This window comes from Prosthecobacter fusiformis, assembly GCF_004364345.1.
GTDB lineage: Bacteria > Verrucomicrobiota > Verrucomicrobiia > Verrucomicrobiales > Verrucomicrobiaceae > Prosthecobacter > Prosthecobacter fusiformis.
Genome location: NZ_SOCA01000001.1, coordinates 1,107,355 through 1,125,191 on the forward strand (window position 1 = coordinate 1,107,355; position 17,837 = coordinate 1,125,191).

The window sequence follows — 17,837 nt, forward strand, 5'->3', positions numbered from 1 at the left end:
TAATATATTAAATGTCTTATATAAGAACTACATAACTTCGGTAAAAATGAAAAAAGACGAAATAATCGAAGAACTTAAAACTCTTAAAGCCCGGCTTCGCGGCGAAGTGGTCAACGCCTACAAGGAACGGGGGGCTGCGTTTGGTGACGAACGCTTTAATGCTTGGCGAAGAAAATTAACCTCATTTTTGTCTGATCATCTTCCTCGCGAGGTTTCAGTTCTCAATGAGAAGCTGACGCACAATGTTTTTTCGATTAATCCTCATGATTCCGATGTTACGGCATTTTGGAACTTGGACGGCGAGAATATGAACTCTTATCTGGAATCACTGATCTTGGATATTCAAAACGATGAGCATGATTTTCGAGAAATGCCCGTTGAACCGGAACCAGACAAGAAGAAAATAAAAGACACTTCCAAAGTCTTTATTGTTCATGGACATGACGGAGAGGCCAAAGAACGGACGGCGCGCTTCATCGAGAAGTTGGGCTTTGCCGCAATCATTCTTCATGAACAGCCCAACCAGGGGCGAACTATCATAGAAAAGATTGAAGAGTTCTCAAATGTAGGGTTTGGAATCGTACTTTACACACCAGATGATTTAGGAAATGTCAAAACTGAAGCGAGCATTGGTAACCTCCGGCCTCGTGCGCGACAAAATGTTGTATTCGAGCACGGCTATTTAATGGCGAAGATTGGTAGAAATAACGTGGCAGCTTTAGTAACAGCGGACATCGAGCTGCCAAATGATATCAGTGGAGTTGTTTACATTTCAGATAAAGATTGGCAGGTGGACATAGCGAAAGAGATGAAAGCTTCCGGTTACGCAATTGACTTTAATGTAATATTACAATAAAACATATAAGCAAGAACAGGTTAGATCACCGCCTTTGATTTGTTTCAGCAATTAACGTCCCTATAATCTAAATTTGCCCTTAATGGCCTGAATGTTAATATTGTTTGAAACTACATAAAATCTTATGTCTCGCCACAATTCACGCAAAGAAGAAGATAAACGTTTCGCTATGGAACGTAAAAGGGAGAAAGATACAGTCTATTTTTTGGAATTTACACCGAAAAATGGTGGGGCAGCTGGATACTCTACTCTTTTAGACAACCCTTGGTGTGTTCGGCTTTGGAAGAATTCAATGGGTGATGCCGATCTTAAGGAAGCGATCCGAACTTTTGAAACCAGGCATGGCGTCGATCTGTGGACCGAAGTGGCTTCAGGCTACAAGGTCAATAGCTTCTGGTATTCTTAATTACCAAAATAAGATTCCAAGTGAATTATAACTGAAAACTCCTGTTGAACAAAAAACCATGAATACGAAAGCCAGCCAGTTCGCTCATGCGTTTTGCGAGGTGTTAAACGATTTGATGCCCGGCTGGTCGGTCTTTGACGAAGCTATTTTCGGCCCTGATGATGCGGTGATTCGCTTTTCCGAACAACACAAAGTTGATTCCGATGGCCATGTAGATGTCGCTTTTAGCTTCCAGGATTCCGATCCTAGCGGCTTGATACTCTGGGATTGCGTGAGTGGCTTTGGTGAGAGCACCGCAGATTGCGCATCTTCAGCAGCCCAACTCTGGGGAGGCACGAGCGCCGCAGCGCTACTGGAACTTAAGTACTCCCGAAGCGGTCAGTTTGCTGACCACTTGCACGGCCATGAAGAAGGGGGGATGACGGGGTGGCATTGCATATGCAGCCCAATCATGGGTTACGGTCTCGGGGAAAGTGGAAATGCACTTCAGGATTGGTGGCTATCGCGACAGACCGTTTTACCCGCCATTTCGACATCCCTCTCTGATCTGCAAGATGGAGTTCCTCACGCCATCAAGATTTTCTTTGGTGGACTCAATATCGCCGAAGTCCGGGTGGACGGAGAAATACATGAGCGCGCGTCCTCCACTCTTCTATCCCTCGATTGGCCACGGATTGAACCTTTCGGATTCCTCCGAGTTTTTGTCATCGCACTCCACCGAGAATGAACCGCTTCTAATATCATGGGCACCTGGGAAAAAAGATGCCAGGCTAAATATAGCGATAATTCACTAAAACATTGTGTCATTCATCTCAGCCCGCGTTGAGTTGCGCGACCAAGGGGACAGCGCCCTTTTCCCGCTTCAGATCAGCCCCAACGGGGCGAAACAACAAAGCCCAGGGCAACGCCCTGGGTAGCCGGACACCCCTTCTCAGATTCCTCAAGTCCTGAAAGGACGAGACACCACATGTCCGTTCATCGCTTCCGTGTCCCCACCTCCAAATCTCTGCGCCAGACCTGAAGTCCTGATGGGTGATTTTTCCCGTCTTCACCGCCCCGGATGCCAGAGGCATCCCAGCCAGTAGCTAGGCGGTAAGGGAGCCTCAGCAACCGCACCCCTGGTCACACGCGAAACGGAACTAGCCCATCAACGCCGCATCCTGGAGAATGCCAGTGGTGCCACATCTTATAGCCGCGAAGATGCACGTACAAAGTCCCATGCCATTCAGCGGCTTGGACCCCGCTTGATTTTTCCCCTGTTTCAGCTACTCTCGCCCATAAGGGAGTGTAAAAATTAAGGGCAACAGCTTGAAGCGACATCATGAGTAACAGGGGCATTTCTTGGGTTGGCACGATCTCCGAGGATTTGGCCGACAGAGGTCCAGCGGCATTTGCGCGACGGAAACTTGAAAAACAGGACCACCTATTCGCTCATCGATCCGCACTTTTTTATACTCCGACAGAAAATATCCCTGCCAAACATGTTGGGAGCGGCCCTCTGGATGTCATGTTGCCGATAACTTCGCCCGATTATACGGACCTTGCAGAAATTCGTGCGTATGGCAGTCCTCGTTTCTGGGTGGATCTGATTCAGCGACAAACTGGCAAATTGCGCTGGACACCAATATCACCCGCTCGGGTAGTCTTTATCCGTTACGATAGTTTTACCATTCGCCAGGACCACCTCGCCATAGGCACGAAAGGGCTTCTCGATGCCCTTAAACTGCGCACCACGGGGAGGCGTGATCGACTTTATCTACATTATTTTGGCGCGATTCTCGATGATGGTCCTGGTTTCGTGGACATAACATGGGAACAGGAAATTGTGGCCCATCCCAAAGATGCGGGAGTAAGGATTCAAGTGGTGCAAAAATGAAACCGACAATAAACATTAAAACCTGCTATTTATGCGGTTCAGCTAATCCAACAACGAGAGACCATGTTCCTCCAAGGGGTTTCTTTCCCGAGCCTCGTCCGTCTAACCTTATTACTTTGCCATGCTGCGATGCATGCAATCACTCATACTCCATGGATGATGAAGCCATGCGTGTGCTCCTCGCGATGGGCCTTGGTCATACGGATGCAGCAAAGTGGATTATTCAGAACAAGGTGTTTCCGGGAACGCTGACACGAAGTGTCGCGCTTCGGGTTGAGATCCGCAAGTCAATGGAGAATGTGATAATCACAGATGAAGACGGGCAACCCATGGAGGTTGTAAAATACTCCATGGATCGCGCACGGACTGAGCGCTTTATCATCCGGGTTACCAAAGGTCTCCTACGCCATTACTATCCTCATTACGATGCTTCCGAAGATCGATGGACGGCAATTCACATGGGACTTGAATTAGCAGAGCTAGCCAAAATCGAGACACTCAAAGATCAGCTTCCTCACTTTGATGAGCGAGGAAACGGCGTTGTCTGCTATAAATTCGGTTTCACGCAGGAGGGACTGACGGGTATTTGGCTGGTACTTTTCTATGGAACAACTTTATTTTTAGTGACCCACACACACGGCAGCACGATCTAGCGCTATCTAACATCCTGCCCAGACCAACTTTGATCCCAAAAAGTCCAAATCTACCCATGAAATTACACCTGTTCGCAGCAGTGACGTTTGTCATGAGCCTGCTTCAAATGGCAGAAGCTTTTGAGCCACCAATCCCAAGCTCTGCCATTTTCAATTTCGACGACGAAAAAAGGTCCACCTTGGAGTCCTACAATCAAAAGCACCTTCAAGGGCACGGACTTTATAAAAACATCCCCCTCAATGAGGAAGACGCCAGCTTTGGCGACGAGCTAACCGTAAAGGGATTGGATGTCCTGACCGGTTACAAAACCGCCTGTGCAGCCTTCATCCCCAAGAAGTTTCAACACGCCCTGCAACTGCCCAAGAAAGACGGAGAGCTGACATTCGCCAAGTTCGCCGAACAGGATCCGTTCACCTCCATGACCGTGAAGGCCAAATACTTCAAAATAGATCTGCTGGAGTCAGTCGAAATCACCGTGAGTCAGGAAGGCGGGGATCACATCATCACCATTGAAATTGTTGACGGCGGCATCAGAATCCGCTGCATGTCTTCTCTGCCCTGAGAGGGCCGCAACCAAAGCTGGAAGCCCCGAGAAACTCGCTCAAATATCACCGCTGACTCTAATGATTTCCAGCGAACATCATGCGAGGTTTGAGCAGGCACTAGGGAGCCTTGATCCGGCAGCTAGGATGTACCAGCTAGCAACCACCTTGCGTGACGAAGGCGTGTCGCAGATTGATTTGTACACGCTGTTCTCACACTATCTGCAGAAGACCTCTGGCAAGGACCCTCTTTACGATGCTATTGCAGATCCTATGGACATCATCCATGGAGGACCCTGGGCCAAGGGCCAGGATCTTTACCCAGAGCCGTTGACCGAAGAAATCATTAAATCGGAAAGAAAAGTCTACCTATGACCAGAGATGAACTCACCAAAAAGGTTAGCCAAATAGCCAGTGCAGTTGTCATGGACAGGCGCTGGAATAACCAAGCCCTGGAGGTTTCGATTCTTGGAATGCTGCTCTACGGTTATGCCTTGGCGGTGGGTCGAATCGTCATGCTCCTTGAACTTGAAGACATTGAAGCCGCCGTCCTTCAGACCATGATACGCACTGTGGGCTCCGCAGAGAAATGGAGCGCAGGGCTGGTCGCGGACGCGAGCAAGTCAGCGTTCGATAAGGCTCACCACCCTGGCCAGCATGAACTCATCGGCGTTGGTCATTCCTACTTTGGTGCCAAAGATCAGGCTGTGATAGTAGAAAACATCTTTGTAAATTTTGCCCGTTTTCGTGACCAGGCTCGCTAACCCTGCTCCCACCCAACACCGCAGCGTATAGAAGACCGCAGAGGTGAACAAAAAGATATTCTCTGCAGTGTTAAACTCCCCCTGATGCCGTCCTCCCGCCCCCGGATGCCGGAGACATCCCAGCCGGTAGCCAAGCGGTCAGGGAGCCCCAGCGACCGCACCCCTGGTTAGGCGAAATGGAAATAACTCATCCATCCACATCCTGGAAGGATGCCAGCGGTGCCACTACTCCCACCCGTAAAGATGCCCGGATAAGATTCCACGTCCTCCACCGTTCCCCATCCATCGCCATGACCTACGCCGAATTTAGAACCCACATCCAGCGTCATCTGGAAAAGCAATCCCGCGGAGCCACCTGGCAGGAACTTCGGGACACCCTCAAGCTGCCTTATGAGCGGCCCTGTCCAGAATGGACACGCAGGCTAGAAGAAGAGATCGGGCTGGTCAGGCGCAAAGGCCACGGCCGCAGTCTTCACTGGACGCTCGCTTCATTCAACCATTCCTAAATCGCACGTTTGACCTTGTCCAAGATGCAAATCGAGCCTGCTCACTTTTCCGACCAAGTCTATGCTGCCCTGAAGGCAGCCTTTTCTGAACTCCTGCAAGCCAATCCGGACCAGAGCTTTTACGCGTTTGCCCTGTTCACCGACGATTCACTTCAGTTCCTGCACGCCGTTGCCAATAGCGAGGAGGGACTGACCTCGACGGTCAAGCACTATAGAAAGACCGTGGATCCGAAATACGGGACCACCTCCACCCGGTCCGGAATGCGCTGGTCTTATGGCGACTGGAGCTTCTTTCCTGAAGTCGGCGCAGCACATTTTGGGGAAATCAATGAGGCCCTTCGTGCAAACTTTGACAATGATGAGGAGACCTTTAACCAGGTGACAGAGTCGCTTTGGCCCGCGATTCTGAAAGCTTTTCAGCGGTTGGAAGACGAACACTTTTTCGATGCAGGCCCCGCGCGAACCAAGATCACGTTGCTGCCAGTCGGCGACCTTCCGTCTGAATTGATAGACCACTGGGTACTGACCCTGAACCCCCCGGACGTTGCACACCGCTTCATTCATTGGGACACTGAGGCCATGGATGATACGTCCGTGTGAAATGCCGCACCCTAACTCTGCCTCCCACCCCCATGCCCACCAAACACCGCATCTTCACCACCCCCTTCGCGGACGTCTATCCCCACTACATCGCCAAGGCGGAAAAGAAGGGCCGCACCCAAGCCGAGGTGGATGCCATCATCCGCTGGCTAACGGGCTACACCCAGCAGGATCTAGAAGCCCAGTTGGAAAACCAGACCGACTTTGAAACCTTCTTCCAGCAAGCCCCCAAGATGCATCCTTCCCGGACCCTGATCAAAGGCACCATCTGCGGCATCCGCGTGGAAGACATCCAAGACCCCACCATGCAAGAAATCCGTTACCTGGACAAACTCGTCGATGAACTCGCCAAGGGAAAACCCATGGACAAGATTTTGCGCGCCTGACCGTGGGCTCCACACTCCCCGTCCTGTTTCCAACTATGTCCCTACCCTCACTGGTATTTGCGGAGATCAGTCCTGAGAGCGAAGGCGAGGCTGTCGCCAGCTTCCTGTCATGCCACACATGGCCCTTTCACGCGCGCAGCACGCTGACCGTAGACCTTGCGCGAAAGATCAAGCTTGGTCCTGCCGCGGAGGTGCGCGCCTTCTGGATCAACGAGCACGGTTCACCCGTCGGAATCGTGCGCATCATGGATCTCGATGATTCCGACGATGGCAGCGTAATGTTCGATCTCCGACTGGCGGGCGGGAGCAGAGGCCGCGGTATCGGCCGCGCCGCCGTGGCCTGGCTGGTGGTCTGGCTCTTTGCCGAATACCCCGCCCTGTTTCGCATCGAGGCAGCCACGCGCATCGACAACCACGCCATGCGACGCGTCCTTGAGCTCAACCACTTTGTTCTTGAAGGACAGCTCCGCCAGACCTGGCGTAGTGAAGAGGGAATTCGCCATGACACCGCTCTCTATGGGCGCCTTCGCCATGACGCCTGACACTCAGGATCCCCCCAGCGACCGCAAGATCACTCGAAAAGCAACCTAACCTCTCTGGGATGACCCGTCTCGTCATCCTTCACTTTCAATCCAAAAAGAACCGTCGGAGTCCGAGAAGCTTGTCGCCCCGAAGAGGCGTCATCACCGCCTGCTTCATCTTGCTGCCGAGGTGATCTTTTGCTTCACTGGCTTTTAATGAATCGAAGAACTCTAGCTTTCTACACCTGCGCGGCGGCCGCTCTGTCACTCACCTTGGCTCCATCCAGGGTTGCTGCGGACACTCACGAGGCCGATATCGTCGTCTATGGCGGCGTTCCCTGCGGCATCGCAGCGGCCATCACCGCAGCCCGGGAAGGCGTGAAGGTCATACTCATCGAGCCGACCAAACACGTCGGCGGACTCAGCACCAGCGGCATCAACACGGCCGAGAGCGAGCACATGCTGAAGTGGACCATCGGCGGTTTTGCCGATGAGTTTTATCGCCGACTCGGTGATCACTATGGCAGCGGCAAGCCTGAGTATTACTTCGAATCATCCGTGGCCGAAAAGGTGTATCTCGAAATGCTCCAGGAAGCCAAGGTGGACGTACGCTATGGCGCGAGTGTAGAAGCAGTAACCAAGGATGGAACCAAGATCACCGCCATCACGCTGACCGATGGCACCCAGCTTACGGCTAAGGTCTTTGTAGACGCTGGTTATGAGGGCGATCTCATGGCCCGCGCGGGAGTGAAGTATGCTGTGGGCCGCGAGTCGAAAGCCGAGTTTGGCGAGGAAGCCGCCGGCATCCGTTTCGACAAGGAGCCGCGCAAGGCACGCACCGTGGATGCAGAGGGCAAGCTGCTCCCCGGCATCAGCGCCTGGGCAAAGGACCTCAAAGAAGGCAACGCCCACCGCGCGCCTATGAACTACAACTTCCGCTTCACCGTGGCGAAGGATCCCGCTCTACAGGTACCCATCCCGAAGCCCAAGCATTACGATGCTTCACGTTATGCTCTCTTGGGCGGCTGGCTGCGCAACCAGACAGCCCAGGGGAAGGAGGTCAAGCTGAAGGACATTGTGGATCCCTACAAACGGCGGAACGGTAAGTTTGAGCTGAATAACAAACAGTCCGCCATCTTTTCACTCGGCCATTTCGGCGGTCAGTTTGACTGGCCGGATGCCAGCTACGCCGAGCGCGCACGCATTTATGAGGATCACATGGATTACACCCTGGGCCTGCTGCATTACCTGGCTCATGACGAAGCCGTGCCACCCAATGTGCAGGAGGAAATGAAAGGCCTGGGATTGCACAAGGATGAATTCGCAGACAACGGCCACCTTCCCTATCAACTCTACGTTCGCGAAGCCCGCCGCATGCGCGGTGTCTATGTGATGAAGCAGCAGGATGTGCAGACCGATCTGCGCAAGCCAGACAGCATCGGCATGAGCAGCCACTTCATTGACTGCCATCACGTGCAGCGCGTGGCACTCAATGAGGACGAGTTCGTCAATGAAGGCCGCATCTGGCGCATGGGTTATGCGAACGAAATCCCCTATCGTGCCCTCACGCCTCAGCCCACCGAATGCACCAACCTGCTGGTCCCCGGAGCCGCCAGCTATACTCACGTCGCCTTCTGCACCCTGCGACTGGAAAGCGTCTGGATGATCACCGGCCATGCCGCAGGCATCGCCTCAGCCATGGCCGCAAAGGAGAACAGCGAAGTCCAAAAAGTAAACGTCCCCGCCCTCCAGGAAAAACTCCGCGCCCAAAACCAAGTCGTCAACTTCATCCCCGGCCTCCCCGAAAAGTGCGAACACCTGAACGGCCCCCCCGAATTTTGATCCTCAATCAACTCAGTTCAGCCCATCGTAGGGCGGGTTTGTCCGGCGTCATCGAGCATCGTTATCTTGCGCATTACCCCGCCGGATAACCCGCCTTTCCCTGAAGGCACGGAGTCCATAAAGACATCCCCCACCTCCCAACCAACCCTTGCCAACCATGCATCCATAACGGATATTTTACACCATCCTTTATCATCCCATACGTCCTTCTTTGCCTGGTATCTGATCACACGCCCTCACCTTCTCCCATCCCCCAAATTTCCCCATGGGGAAATGCATCCCCATGAAATCCCCATCGTAACCCCCTGAAAATCAATCCATTACCCGCCAAATCCCCAAATGGGGAAAAATTAAAAACCATTCCCCATCCCCATCAAAGCGGCGCAAAACCGCCTTGGCAGAAAATCGCCCTCCTCTAACCTTCACAGCGAACCCACACGCAGGAAGCTATGAAATCCAAAAATTCCAATTCCGCTGAGACAAGCCTTGCTTCTACGTCGTCCCTGCTAAGCAGCAATCAACCTTCACAAGCAGGCCCGAAATCCGGGGAAAAGGTTAAATGGCAGATCTACTGTGTGAACTGTGGTCGTGTAATCTCCGCTCCAGTTGAGGAATTGCCAGTTTCTTGGCAGGTCAGTGAAAAATGTGAGGTCTCACTTGTTCCAAAAGGACAGTTTTGGCGAGTCCATAATTTCTGGGACTCGACCCCTGATGGAGTGATCGTAGTACATAGGAAGGATGTCCTGGATTTAAATAAGCACCCCGATTCCAATCGCCATGCGGGATGCTGTGGAGAAGGTGGATATCAAGGTCCTAATCTGGTATGCCCGTGCGGAAATGAAGTTGCTACGGAGGTTTCTGATTGCTGCACCCCACACTTCATTCACTTTCTCCCCGAGGCCACTGATATAGAACATCAACCTTTGCAACGCAATGACCTGGAGGCTGACAAATGAGACCCCTCAAATATCAGGCTTAGACTAATGAGTTCGGCAAACAACAGCCAACCGCTCTAACCTTCACAGCGAACCCAACCGCCGGAAGCCATGAAATCCAAAAATTCCAATTCCGCAAAAGACCTCCCCGCCCCCAAGGCGGCAATGAAAAAAACGACGTGCCCCATTAAACCTGCGACCCAAGCCCCGGCAAAAAAGTTGCAGAAAAACGAGCAAGGCATCGTACTCCTTTCCGGCGGCAATCCGCAGATCGCCAAGGCGGATGGTGATGCGCCCGTGCAGGCCTACATCGCCGCCATGCCCGGCTGGAAAAGCGATCTTGGCAAGCGCCTGGATGCCATCATCACCCGCACCGTGCCCAACGTGCGCAAAGCCGTGAAATGGAACTCTCCCTTTTATGGCAGCGCAGATCAGGGCTGGTTCGTGTCCTTCCACGTGCTCACCCGTTACGTCAAAGTCACCTTCTTCGATGGCACCTCACTAGATCCCATTCCGCCCGGCGGCACTCCAAAGAGTAAAGAAGCCCGCTGGCTGGACATCTATGAAGACGATGTGCTTGACGAAGCCCAAATGACATCCTGGGTCAAACAAGCTGCTTCACTTCCTGGTTGGCTGCCCTAACCATGCTCAAAACGCAAAGCCGACGGTCACGTGCAGCATACCGCTTTTTTCTCCCTCACGCGCATCCAAGTTATGACCGTAGTCGATACGGATGGGGCCAAAGGGAAGTTTATACCTCAGGCCCGCTCCCACAGCGGTTCTGAAGTCGGAAGAATAGTCAAACGGGCTGCCATTGTTAGCCCCGGCCAGGCTGCCGAAATCGGTAAACAGAGCCAATTCCAGGTTAGGATAGATTTCATAACTGAACTCTGCATTGGCAAAGATAGCCGCCGTGCCGCCCAAGGGGGTATTCCCATTGGTTACCGGTCCCAGTTCACGCTCAGCAAAGGAACGAACCGTATTCGGGCCACCGTTGAAGACTCGCGAATCAATCGGCAGTTCCTCGGTCGAGGCACCCTGAATACTGAGCAATCCGCCCCCCGCCGCAAAGCGAAACTTCTTCGTAATCGGCTTATACCAGGCCCCGCGCAGATCCGTCCGCACGAAGCTCACATCACCACCCGTCAATTCCAAACGGCCACTGAGGAACCAGCCTTTCCGAGGCAATACCGGACTGTCCCGATAGTCCAGCATCAGGCTGCCACCAATACTGCCCAGAAGGTATGTATCTGGTCCTATTTCCGCTTCGGTAAGCACATCGGTCGAGACAGTATTCGCGGAGACCCCAGTAAAGACCGTATAGGAGAAGCCTTTGCTGACGCGCCGGGAGAGTTCCAGATTCAGGCTCGTGCCATTGCGGGAGTATTCAAACAGGCTGAAGTTCTCGACAGCGATCTGTATAGAGGCCGCATACCCCGAGTTAAAGATAGCCGGATCCGTCAGTTTGATGGAACCGAGGGGCCCCGCAACACTCCAGTTCAGTTCAGCGGCCAGGGTCGTCCCCCAGTCGCGGAAGTTTGTATTGCGGTAGTTCACCCCGGCCTGGGCACCCAGAAAGGTATCGAAGCCGAGTTCAAACCCCAGGGTCTTAGGCTGGGTCTCCTCCCCCGAAATGAGCAAATCCGCCGTGGCTGGGGACACCCCCGGCCGCAATTGAGGGTCCACATCCAGCCGGGCAAACATGCCCGTGTCCAGGGCACGCTTGAACATGATGTCCAGGTCCTCAGCCTGATAATACTTCCCCTCCGCCTCCCGAAAGCCAGCGGTGAGCACCCGCTTGGAGCCACGACTAAAACCCTCATGCGGCTGCACTCGCGCCACCATCACACGCTCCCCCGCCGTCATCACGATCACCACATCCACCGTGCCGCCTAACTGACCAAGTGTGTAATCTGAGACCGTAACCGCATTCAGCCAGCCACGTTCCTTGGCCATGCTGGTGAGCTGTCCCTCCAATTGCTGGACCCGTGCTTCATTAAAAGGCTCTCCCGGAGTCTGGGCGATCCGGGTTCTCATCAGCGCATCCAGTTCGACCGGGGCACCGCTAAACTCGACGCTGCCAAAGGTGAACCGAGGGCCCGCCGTGACCTCCAAAGTCAGGTCGCGCAGACCATCGGGATGAATATCAGGCGAAGGGGTCAGGACCGTGACAGCCTGTAAATAACCCTCCGCACGCAGACGGCGCTGGACCAGCCCGGAGCCGCTTTCGAGCTCCTTGTTCACCCATACTGGATTCGCCTTATCGGAGCCCTCTCTTTCGATGCTGGGACGCAGAAGGAACTTCCGCATTTCTTCTTCAGGCAAGATCAACTCACCTTTCCAAAAGATCTCTCCCACGCGAATCTGCATTCCCGAGACGATCTCCAGGGAGATGACATCACCTTTAAGATCCCAGCGCACCTCAGCATTTGGCCAGCCTTCCCGGATGTATTCCTGCCGGGTAAAAAAGGCCAGATCATCGGCCAGGGGTTCCGTGGGATTACTGTTACCCGAAAGGGTAAGCTGATCCCTGAGCATACTCCTCAGATCATCCCAGGCCGTCGCTTCTATACCGGAGACCGTAACGGTGATTCCTCCCTCGCGTAGGGTATAGGGTGATGCCTCCTCCTGGGCAATGGATATACCTGGGGCTATACAAAGAAGGGCGGCCACGCATAGCCACCATCCCGGATACGTCCGCAGACGGTCCGGCAGCGCTCTGGTGACATCACTCCACATGCGAAGGCGTTTCGCCTTTGAACGTGCCTTTGTCAATCTGACCCAGCATGTCGATAAAGGCGTCTTCAAGGCGGCGTTCTTCGCGGTGATAATCGGTGACCTGCAATCCATCGGTAATCATTCGGCGCAGAACCCCTGCCAGCGTGGATTCATCTTTGGATAAGATCCGCAACCGCGCACCGCGTTTGGTTTCCTCGACAATCTCGATCATCGGTGCCGTCAGCGCCCATTGCACCAGTTGGCCGGGTTCCCCCACCACCTGGACATTGACCAGGGTCGTTTCCGTGGCTGTGCCCTGGGTCATGGATTCCGCGTTGCCGTGATGGACGATCCTGCCTTTGTCGATGAAGAGTAGGCTGTCGCACATTTCCCCCAGTTCACTCAGGATGTGGGAGCTGATGAGGATGGTTTTTCCCTCCTCCGCCAGGATGCGGATGAGTTGCTTCAGTTCCACGCGGGCCTTGGGATCGAGGCCCGCCGCAGGTTCATCCATGATGAGGATCTGCGGATCATGCAAAAGAGCACGTCCCAGGCACAGGCGCTGGGTCTGGCCCTTGGACATCTTGTTGCTCATCCGATCAGCCAAAGGCGTCAGGTCGGTAAAATCCATCACCTCCTGGATGCGCTGCAGGCGCTCCTGTCCTTTGTAACCAAGAGCACGGGCGTAAAAGTCCAGGTATTCCAGCACGGTCATGTGCTCATAAGTGCCAAAGCTGTCTGGCATCCAGCCCAGCAGGCGGCGGACTTTGGCCGGGTAATGCACGACATTGTGCCCGCCAATTTTGACCGTACCCTCATTGGGATAATCCAGGGTGGCCAGGATGCGCATCGTGGTGGTCTTACCAGCACCATTGGCCCCGACAAAACCGACCACCTGGCCATGAGCGATGCTGAAGGAGACCCCCTGAACTGCCTGGAGGCTACCAAAGGAACGCTGCAGATTTTCCACCACGATAGCGGGCTGGCTGCGGTCCATTTCCGGGAGAATTTGCGCGGGCTGGTGCATGTCAGGGAGGGGTGACGCTGCCATGGACAATGATCTTGTCCTCCTGCCAGCGGATGGATGAAAGAGTATCCTGGGTGAAATCTGGGGCGGACTGGGCCGCCGCAAAGAACTCATTTTGCGGCGTCACCACCAGTTCCTGCAAACCTGCGATTTTGACAGCTTTCTGGTGGGCTTTCCACCATGTCCGCAGTTGCTCCGGCTCCGCTTTGCTCAGTGCGGCTTTTTGACCCGTGGCCAAGGGAGAGGCGAGCGTCCAAAGGCCACCATTGGCGTCTGCATAGTACATTTCCTGCACTGTAAAACCGAGGGCAGAAACCACGCTGGGCGCTTCATCGGGTGAAGGAGCGGGAGTTACCTCCAGGCGGGCACGGGTGGAAATGACCGCGCGGATGAGCTGCCCCTGCTCCGTGCGGCTCTGGAAAAAATTACCGCCGCGAGATGCCCCATTGTGAGTCAGGTTCACGGGCTGTGCATCATGGGTGTTTTTCAGCTTCACCCATTCTGAATCCGGCAGTGTCAGCGGCTCAATGAGGGAAGGCTGGCGGGCGTCAAAACCTGCTCCCAAAAGCACCCCTGTGCGACTCACCTGCTTTTGTGTCACATAAGCTGCCGCCTCTTCCGGCTCCAACTCAATAAAGACAGAGCGGGCACCTGTGCCGCCGATGCCGTCCTGAAATAAAATGATGCCCACCATCACCACACTAGCACCCAGGGAGAGCAAAGGAGTCGTGACAAAAAGGCGGTGCCGCCGCCCCGCTGGTGCCAGGACAAAAAGATTTACGGGCCCCACCAGAATGCCAAAGATGGCCAGGAAAACAATGACCTGCCAAGAGTTAAAGCTGCGCTTCCCCAGTGCCTGCAAGAGCGGCCAATCACTGTAAGTGGTGTGCTCACTGAAGAGTGCTTGGAGGCGCTGGGAGCCATTCCAGTAGCGTGACACCGTTTCTGAAGCAGGCATTTTGCTGCCATTCCAACGGAAGGTTTCAATCTTACCCAGCCCATAAGCCGGACTGTCAGCCGGGAGATTGCCCGGCTTTTCGGACTTGCAGTAAAAGTGGAGCCGCCCGCCCAGTCTCGTCCATTGTAGAAGGGCATTGCGGGAACCGGGTTTCATCACCTGCCAGTCGGTGTCCGTCAGCATCACATAATCAAATCCGCTGACCCCCAGCCAGTCCTCCGGCACTTCTTCAGGCAGGAAACGGCTGCCAAAGACGTTCGCGCCGCTGCTATAACCGCTCTTCGTCTTATTCTTTTGTTCCACCTCATCGTTCAGGCCGTCCAGACTGTTGTCCGCCAGCGTTTTGCTCAGTGCAATGGCCGGGAAATCAATGGTGCGGTTACTATGCTCGGAGAAACTTCTCTGAGCGGGTCCATTCAGAGTGATCTGCAATTGATGTGCACTATTACGATAGGTAGTCGTGGAGCCATAATCTGGAGCCAGCGGGACCAAAAACAGGGCAGACTGAGTCGAGCGAGCCGGAACGGGCAGGTTTAAACGGCTGGTATGCAAGTTGTTACGCCGATAATCCTGGGTCTCCGAACCAAAAGTAAAATCCCACAGCCCATCCTGCAGGGAACCGTTCGTTGCCACGATTCGCATTGGCGCATAACCGGAAGGCGGCAGGGGATCGAACACACTGCGGATCTCCAGCCGCGTGCCATCGGCCTCATTTAGAACTTCGTCCGTGATGCTCTTCTGCGCCTGGGCCTGGGAGGCGAAAATCACTAAAAGCAGCAGTCTTTTCATGCAGCCTCCTTCAGGGTGCGGGGTGTTGAAAGTTTTTGCACGGGCACCTCAGCCAGGATAGCCCGCACGATGCTGGCACTGCTGCGGCCATCCATGCGGGCTGCATAATCCAGCAGCACGCGATGGTTCAGCACGGCAGGTGCCAGGGCCTGTACATCCTCAAAACTCGCATTGGGGCGTCCATGCATCAGAGCACGTGCTTTGGCTGCGGAAGCCAGGCTTAAGGCAGCACGCGGGCTGGCCCCATAACGCACTCCTTCAGCAGCCTTGGACTGCCCAGGATGCGTGGCATCCACGATGCGGGCGATGTAATCCGCCACGATGTCCGGAAGATAGATGCGGCGGGCAGTTTCCTGAATATGGGCAAATTCTTCCCTGGTTGTGATGGCGGGCACCTGCGGCTCCACGCCTAACTCACGATGAGTCACGATTTTCGCCAGGGTCTCTGCACTGTTGCGCAGGACTTCCAGCTTGAAGAGAAAGCGGTCCACCTGGGCCTCAGGCAGCGGGTAAGTTCCCTCCAGCTCGATAGGATTCTGAGTGGCGAGAACAAAGAACGGATCCGGCAGTGTATGGGTATGCCCCAGCACGGTTACTCGCCTTTCTTGCATGGCCTCCAGCAGGGCTGACTGCGTTTTGGGTGAGGCACGGTTGATTTCATCCGCGAGCAGCAAGTTCGTGAAAATAGGTCCTGGCTGGAAGACGAACTCCCTGCGTCCATCCACTTCTTGCAGCACCGGGTTCCCGGTGATGTCACCTGGCAGAAGATCTGGCGTGAACTGCACGCGACGAGTGGTGAGGTTTAGTGCCTTAGACAGCCCTTTCACCAGTTCCGTTTTACCCAGGCCGGGCAGACCTTCTAATAAAACATGCCCACGGGCAATGACTCCACAGAGTACCAGATCAATCAGTTCCTCCTGACCGAACAGCACCTCATTCAGCGCCTGTCGTAAAGCGGCGATAGGTTTCGTCGCGGACTGCAGTTCGGCATCAATCGCGTAGGGTTCAGACATTGCGCCGGAGTTAAGCAGGGAGGAGGCCGCTCAGTCGAGAGGAAAGATCAGGTTATTTTCTCACAGGGGCAGCCTTGCGCGTCCTAGGCTTGCGCTCAGGAGCCAGGGTCATTTCCGGAGTGACCTTGATGCCCATACGCTTGTAGAAGTCCACCATCTTAGCCGTTGCGCGCTGATGCGCTTCGAGGGCGATACGGGTCGGCTCCAAGATGGTGCGTGGGGGAGTTTCCATGAGATGAATCTCGTTAAACCATTGACGGGCAGTTTCAGGAGAATCCTGCAATGAATTGGCAATCTCCACCGATGGAGGTTGGGTATTGTTCCACAAATGCCATTCATCAGCAAGCGGCAGATAGTCTGCGATGAAATGGCGGTGACTGCGTGAAAAACGGCGTTCAACATCCCCATCCGGCACGTGATGTCCACCCAGCCCCACACGCAGACGCACCCGCTGAATGGCCTGGGCCGGGGAATGAATAGTCAGGTAGTGCAGGATAAAGTGGTAACCCAGCTCCTTTGCCCGGCGGATGAGTGAAACGTAAGTCCGGCCACTGAGGGTGGATTCAATGGCGAAGCTGGATCTGGCAGCTAAAAGAACCTCCACTTCCTCCAGCAACAAGCGCCCTGCCTTGAAAGCCACCAGAGTGGGATCCAGCGGTGAAAGCCCTTTGGCAATTTCATCTGCATTGAGGAAACGCTTTACCCCGAGGGCAGGCAGGAGTTCGCGTGAAAAGGTGGTCTTGCCAGCTCCGTTGCAGCCGCCAATGATGCAGAGGATGGGAGGGTTCATGATGAGATTGCACGACCTGAAAATGCCCGGCCCCGGCAGAGGAGATGCCTGCGCCTACTTCTTCCCTTGACGCTGGCGCACTACCTCAAAGAGGGAGACACCGGTGGCGACGGAGACGTTTAGACAAGGCACCCGGCCGATCATGGGGATGCGCACCAGGAAATCGCAGTGCTCCCCAGTGAGGCGGCGCATGCCGTCGCCCTCGGCTCCCATGACAATGGCGGTCGGCCCTTTCATATCCATATCGTAGATGGACTTCGTCGTTTCATCCGCAGTGCCGATGATCCAGATGCCCAGCTTTTTCAGCTTGTCCATGGCCCTGGCAAGGTTGGTCACGCGTACCAATGGGATGTTTTCCGCTCCACCGCAAGAAACACGGATGACCGTATCTGAGATGGGAGCGGATTTATCCTTGGGCATGACCACGCAGTCACAGCCGGCTGCGTCCGCCGTACGCAGGCAGGCCCCCAGGTTATGCGGATCCTGGATACAGTCCAAAATGAGGACCAGCGGATTTTCCTTTCCCTCCAGCAGCGTCGAAAGATCGTCCTCATCATACACGGGCACATGCCCGGTGGTGGGTGAGGAGTGACGGTTCTGGCGGGCGACTGGAGCTGGCTTGGGCATTCAACAGTGATGAAATGCTGTCGCCTG

20 protein-coding genes are annotated in these 17,837 nt (G+C 54.5%); 14 read left to right on the forward strand and 6 right to left on the reverse strand.

Annotated elements, in window-relative coordinates; genetic code table 11:
- The first annotated feature begins 46 nt into the window (after window positions 1-46).
- From EI77_RS04340 to EI77_RS04410, 14 genes are all read left to right on the forward strand, one after another.
- On the forward strand, window positions 47-856 hold the full coding sequence (locus EI77_RS04340) for a TIR domain-containing protein (protein ID WP_133793514.1): 810 nt from the start codon (window positions 47-49) through the stop codon (window positions 854-856).
- 124 nt (window positions 857-980) lie between these two features.
- The gene (locus tag EI77_RS04345) at window positions 981-1,262 is read left to right on the forward strand and encodes a hypothetical protein (protein ID WP_133793515.1); all 282 of its coding nucleotides are present in this window, start codon (window positions 981-983) and stop codon (window positions 1,260-1,262) included.
- Between the two features lie 58 nt (window positions 1,263-1,320).
- Window positions 1,321-1,989, forward strand: coding sequence for a DUF6348 family protein (locus tag EI77_RS04350; protein ID WP_133793516.1), 669 nt, complete (start codon window positions 1,321-1,323; stop codon window positions 1,987-1,989).
- 594 nt (window positions 1,990-2,583) lie between these two features.
- Entirely contained in the window at window positions 2,584-3,138 is a 555-nt protein-coding gene (locus EI77_RS04355) for a hypothetical protein (RefSeq protein ID WP_133793517.1), read from the forward strand.
- A 152-nt stretch (window positions 3,139-3,290) separates the two neighbouring features.
- On the forward strand, window positions 3,291-3,791 hold the full coding sequence (locus EI77_RS04360) for a hypothetical protein (protein ID WP_133793518.1): 501 nt from the start codon (window positions 3,291-3,293) through the stop codon (window positions 3,789-3,791).
- A gap of 56 nt (window positions 3,792-3,847) precedes the next feature.
- Window positions 3,848-4,354, forward strand: a complete 507-nt coding sequence (locus EI77_RS04365; protein ID WP_133793519.1) for a hypothetical protein — start codon at window positions 3,848-3,850, stop codon at window positions 4,352-4,354.
- Window positions 4,355-4,415: 61 nt separating this feature from the next.
- On the forward strand, window positions 4,416-4,709 hold the full coding sequence (locus EI77_RS04370; protein WP_133793520.1) for a hypothetical protein: 294 nt from the start codon (window positions 4,416-4,418) through the stop codon (window positions 4,707-4,709).
- A complete protein-coding gene (locus EI77_RS04375; RefSeq protein ID WP_133793521.1) occupies window positions 4,706-5,098 on the forward strand; it encodes a hypothetical protein in 393 nt (130 codons plus the stop codon). The genes EI77_RS04370 and EI77_RS04375 overlap by 4 nt, the downstream gene beginning before the upstream one ends.
- 290 nt (window positions 5,099-5,388) lie before the next feature.
- Entirely contained in the window at window positions 5,389-5,604 is a 216-nt protein-coding gene (locus tag EI77_RS04380) for a hypothetical protein (RefSeq protein ID WP_133793522.1), read from the forward strand.
- Between the two features lie 24 nt (window positions 5,605-5,628).
- On the forward strand, window positions 5,629-6,204 hold the full coding sequence (locus EI77_RS04385; protein WP_133793523.1) for a DUF4303 domain-containing protein: 576 nt from the start codon (window positions 5,629-5,631) through the stop codon (window positions 6,202-6,204).
- Window positions 6,205-6,236: 32 nt separating this feature from the next.
- Window positions 6,237-6,590, forward strand: a complete 354-nt coding sequence (locus EI77_RS04390) for a DUF2200 domain-containing protein (protein ID WP_133793524.1) — start codon at window positions 6,237-6,239, stop codon at window positions 6,588-6,590.
- 35 nt (window positions 6,591-6,625) lie between these two features.
- On the forward strand, window positions 6,626-7,132 hold the full coding sequence (locus EI77_RS04395) for a GNAT family N-acetyltransferase (protein ID WP_133793525.1): 507 nt from the start codon (window positions 6,626-6,628) through the stop codon (window positions 7,130-7,132).
- Between the two features lie 195 nt (window positions 7,133-7,327).
- Entirely contained in the window at window positions 7,328-8,953 is a 1,626-nt protein-coding gene (locus EI77_RS04400; protein WP_133793526.1) for an FAD-dependent oxidoreductase, read from the forward strand.
- Window positions 8,954-9,999: 1,046 nt separating this feature from the next.
- Entirely contained in the window at window positions 10,000-10,530 is a 531-nt protein-coding gene (locus EI77_RS04410; protein ID WP_166647026.1) for a DUF1801 domain-containing protein, read from the forward strand.
- 6 nt (window positions 10,531-10,536) lie between these two features.
- On the opposite strand, the gene EI77_RS04415 is transcribed toward EI77_RS04410, so the two are convergent.
- From EI77_RS04415 to rlmB, 6 genes are read right to left on the reverse strand one after another with little or no spacing between them, the layout of a single operon-like run.
- Entirely contained in the window at window positions 10,537-12,627 is a 2,091-nt protein-coding gene (locus EI77_RS04415; protein WP_166647027.1) for a BamA/OMP85 family outer membrane protein, read from the reverse strand.
- Window positions 12,617-13,657: an ABC transporter ATP-binding protein gene (locus EI77_RS04420; protein WP_208300261.1), complete on the reverse strand. Its 1,041-nt coding sequence runs from the start codon at window positions 13,655-13,657 to the stop codon at window positions 12,617-12,619. The genes EI77_RS04415 and EI77_RS04420 overlap by 11 nt, the downstream gene beginning before the upstream one ends.
- Window positions 13,635-15,380 carry a hypothetical protein gene (locus EI77_RS04425; RefSeq protein WP_133793529.1) on the reverse strand — a complete coding sequence of 582 codons (1,746 nt, stop codon included), beginning with the start codon at window positions 15,378-15,380 and terminating at the stop codon, window positions 13,635-13,637. The genes EI77_RS04420 and EI77_RS04425 overlap by 23 nt, the downstream gene beginning before the upstream one ends.
- Entirely contained in the window at window positions 15,377-16,393 is a 1,017-nt protein-coding gene (locus EI77_RS04430; RefSeq protein WP_133793530.1) for an AAA family ATPase, read from the reverse strand. Before EI77_RS04430 ends, EI77_RS04425 begins: the two co-directional genes overlap by 4 nt.
- A 52-nt stretch (window positions 16,394-16,445) precedes the next feature.
- Window positions 16,446-17,183, reverse strand: a complete 738-nt coding sequence (locus EI77_RS04435) for an ATPase (RefSeq protein ID WP_133793531.1) — start codon at window positions 17,181-17,183, stop codon at window positions 16,446-16,448.
- A gap of 54 nt (window positions 17,184-17,237) precedes the next feature.
- Window positions 17,238-17,810, reverse strand: a complete 573-nt coding sequence (gene rlmB / locus EI77_RS04440; protein ID WP_133793532.1) for a 23S rRNA (guanosine(2251)-2'-O)-methyltransferase RlmB — start codon at window positions 17,808-17,810, stop codon at window positions 17,238-17,240.
- Window positions 17,811-17,837 lie beyond the last annotated feature (27 nt).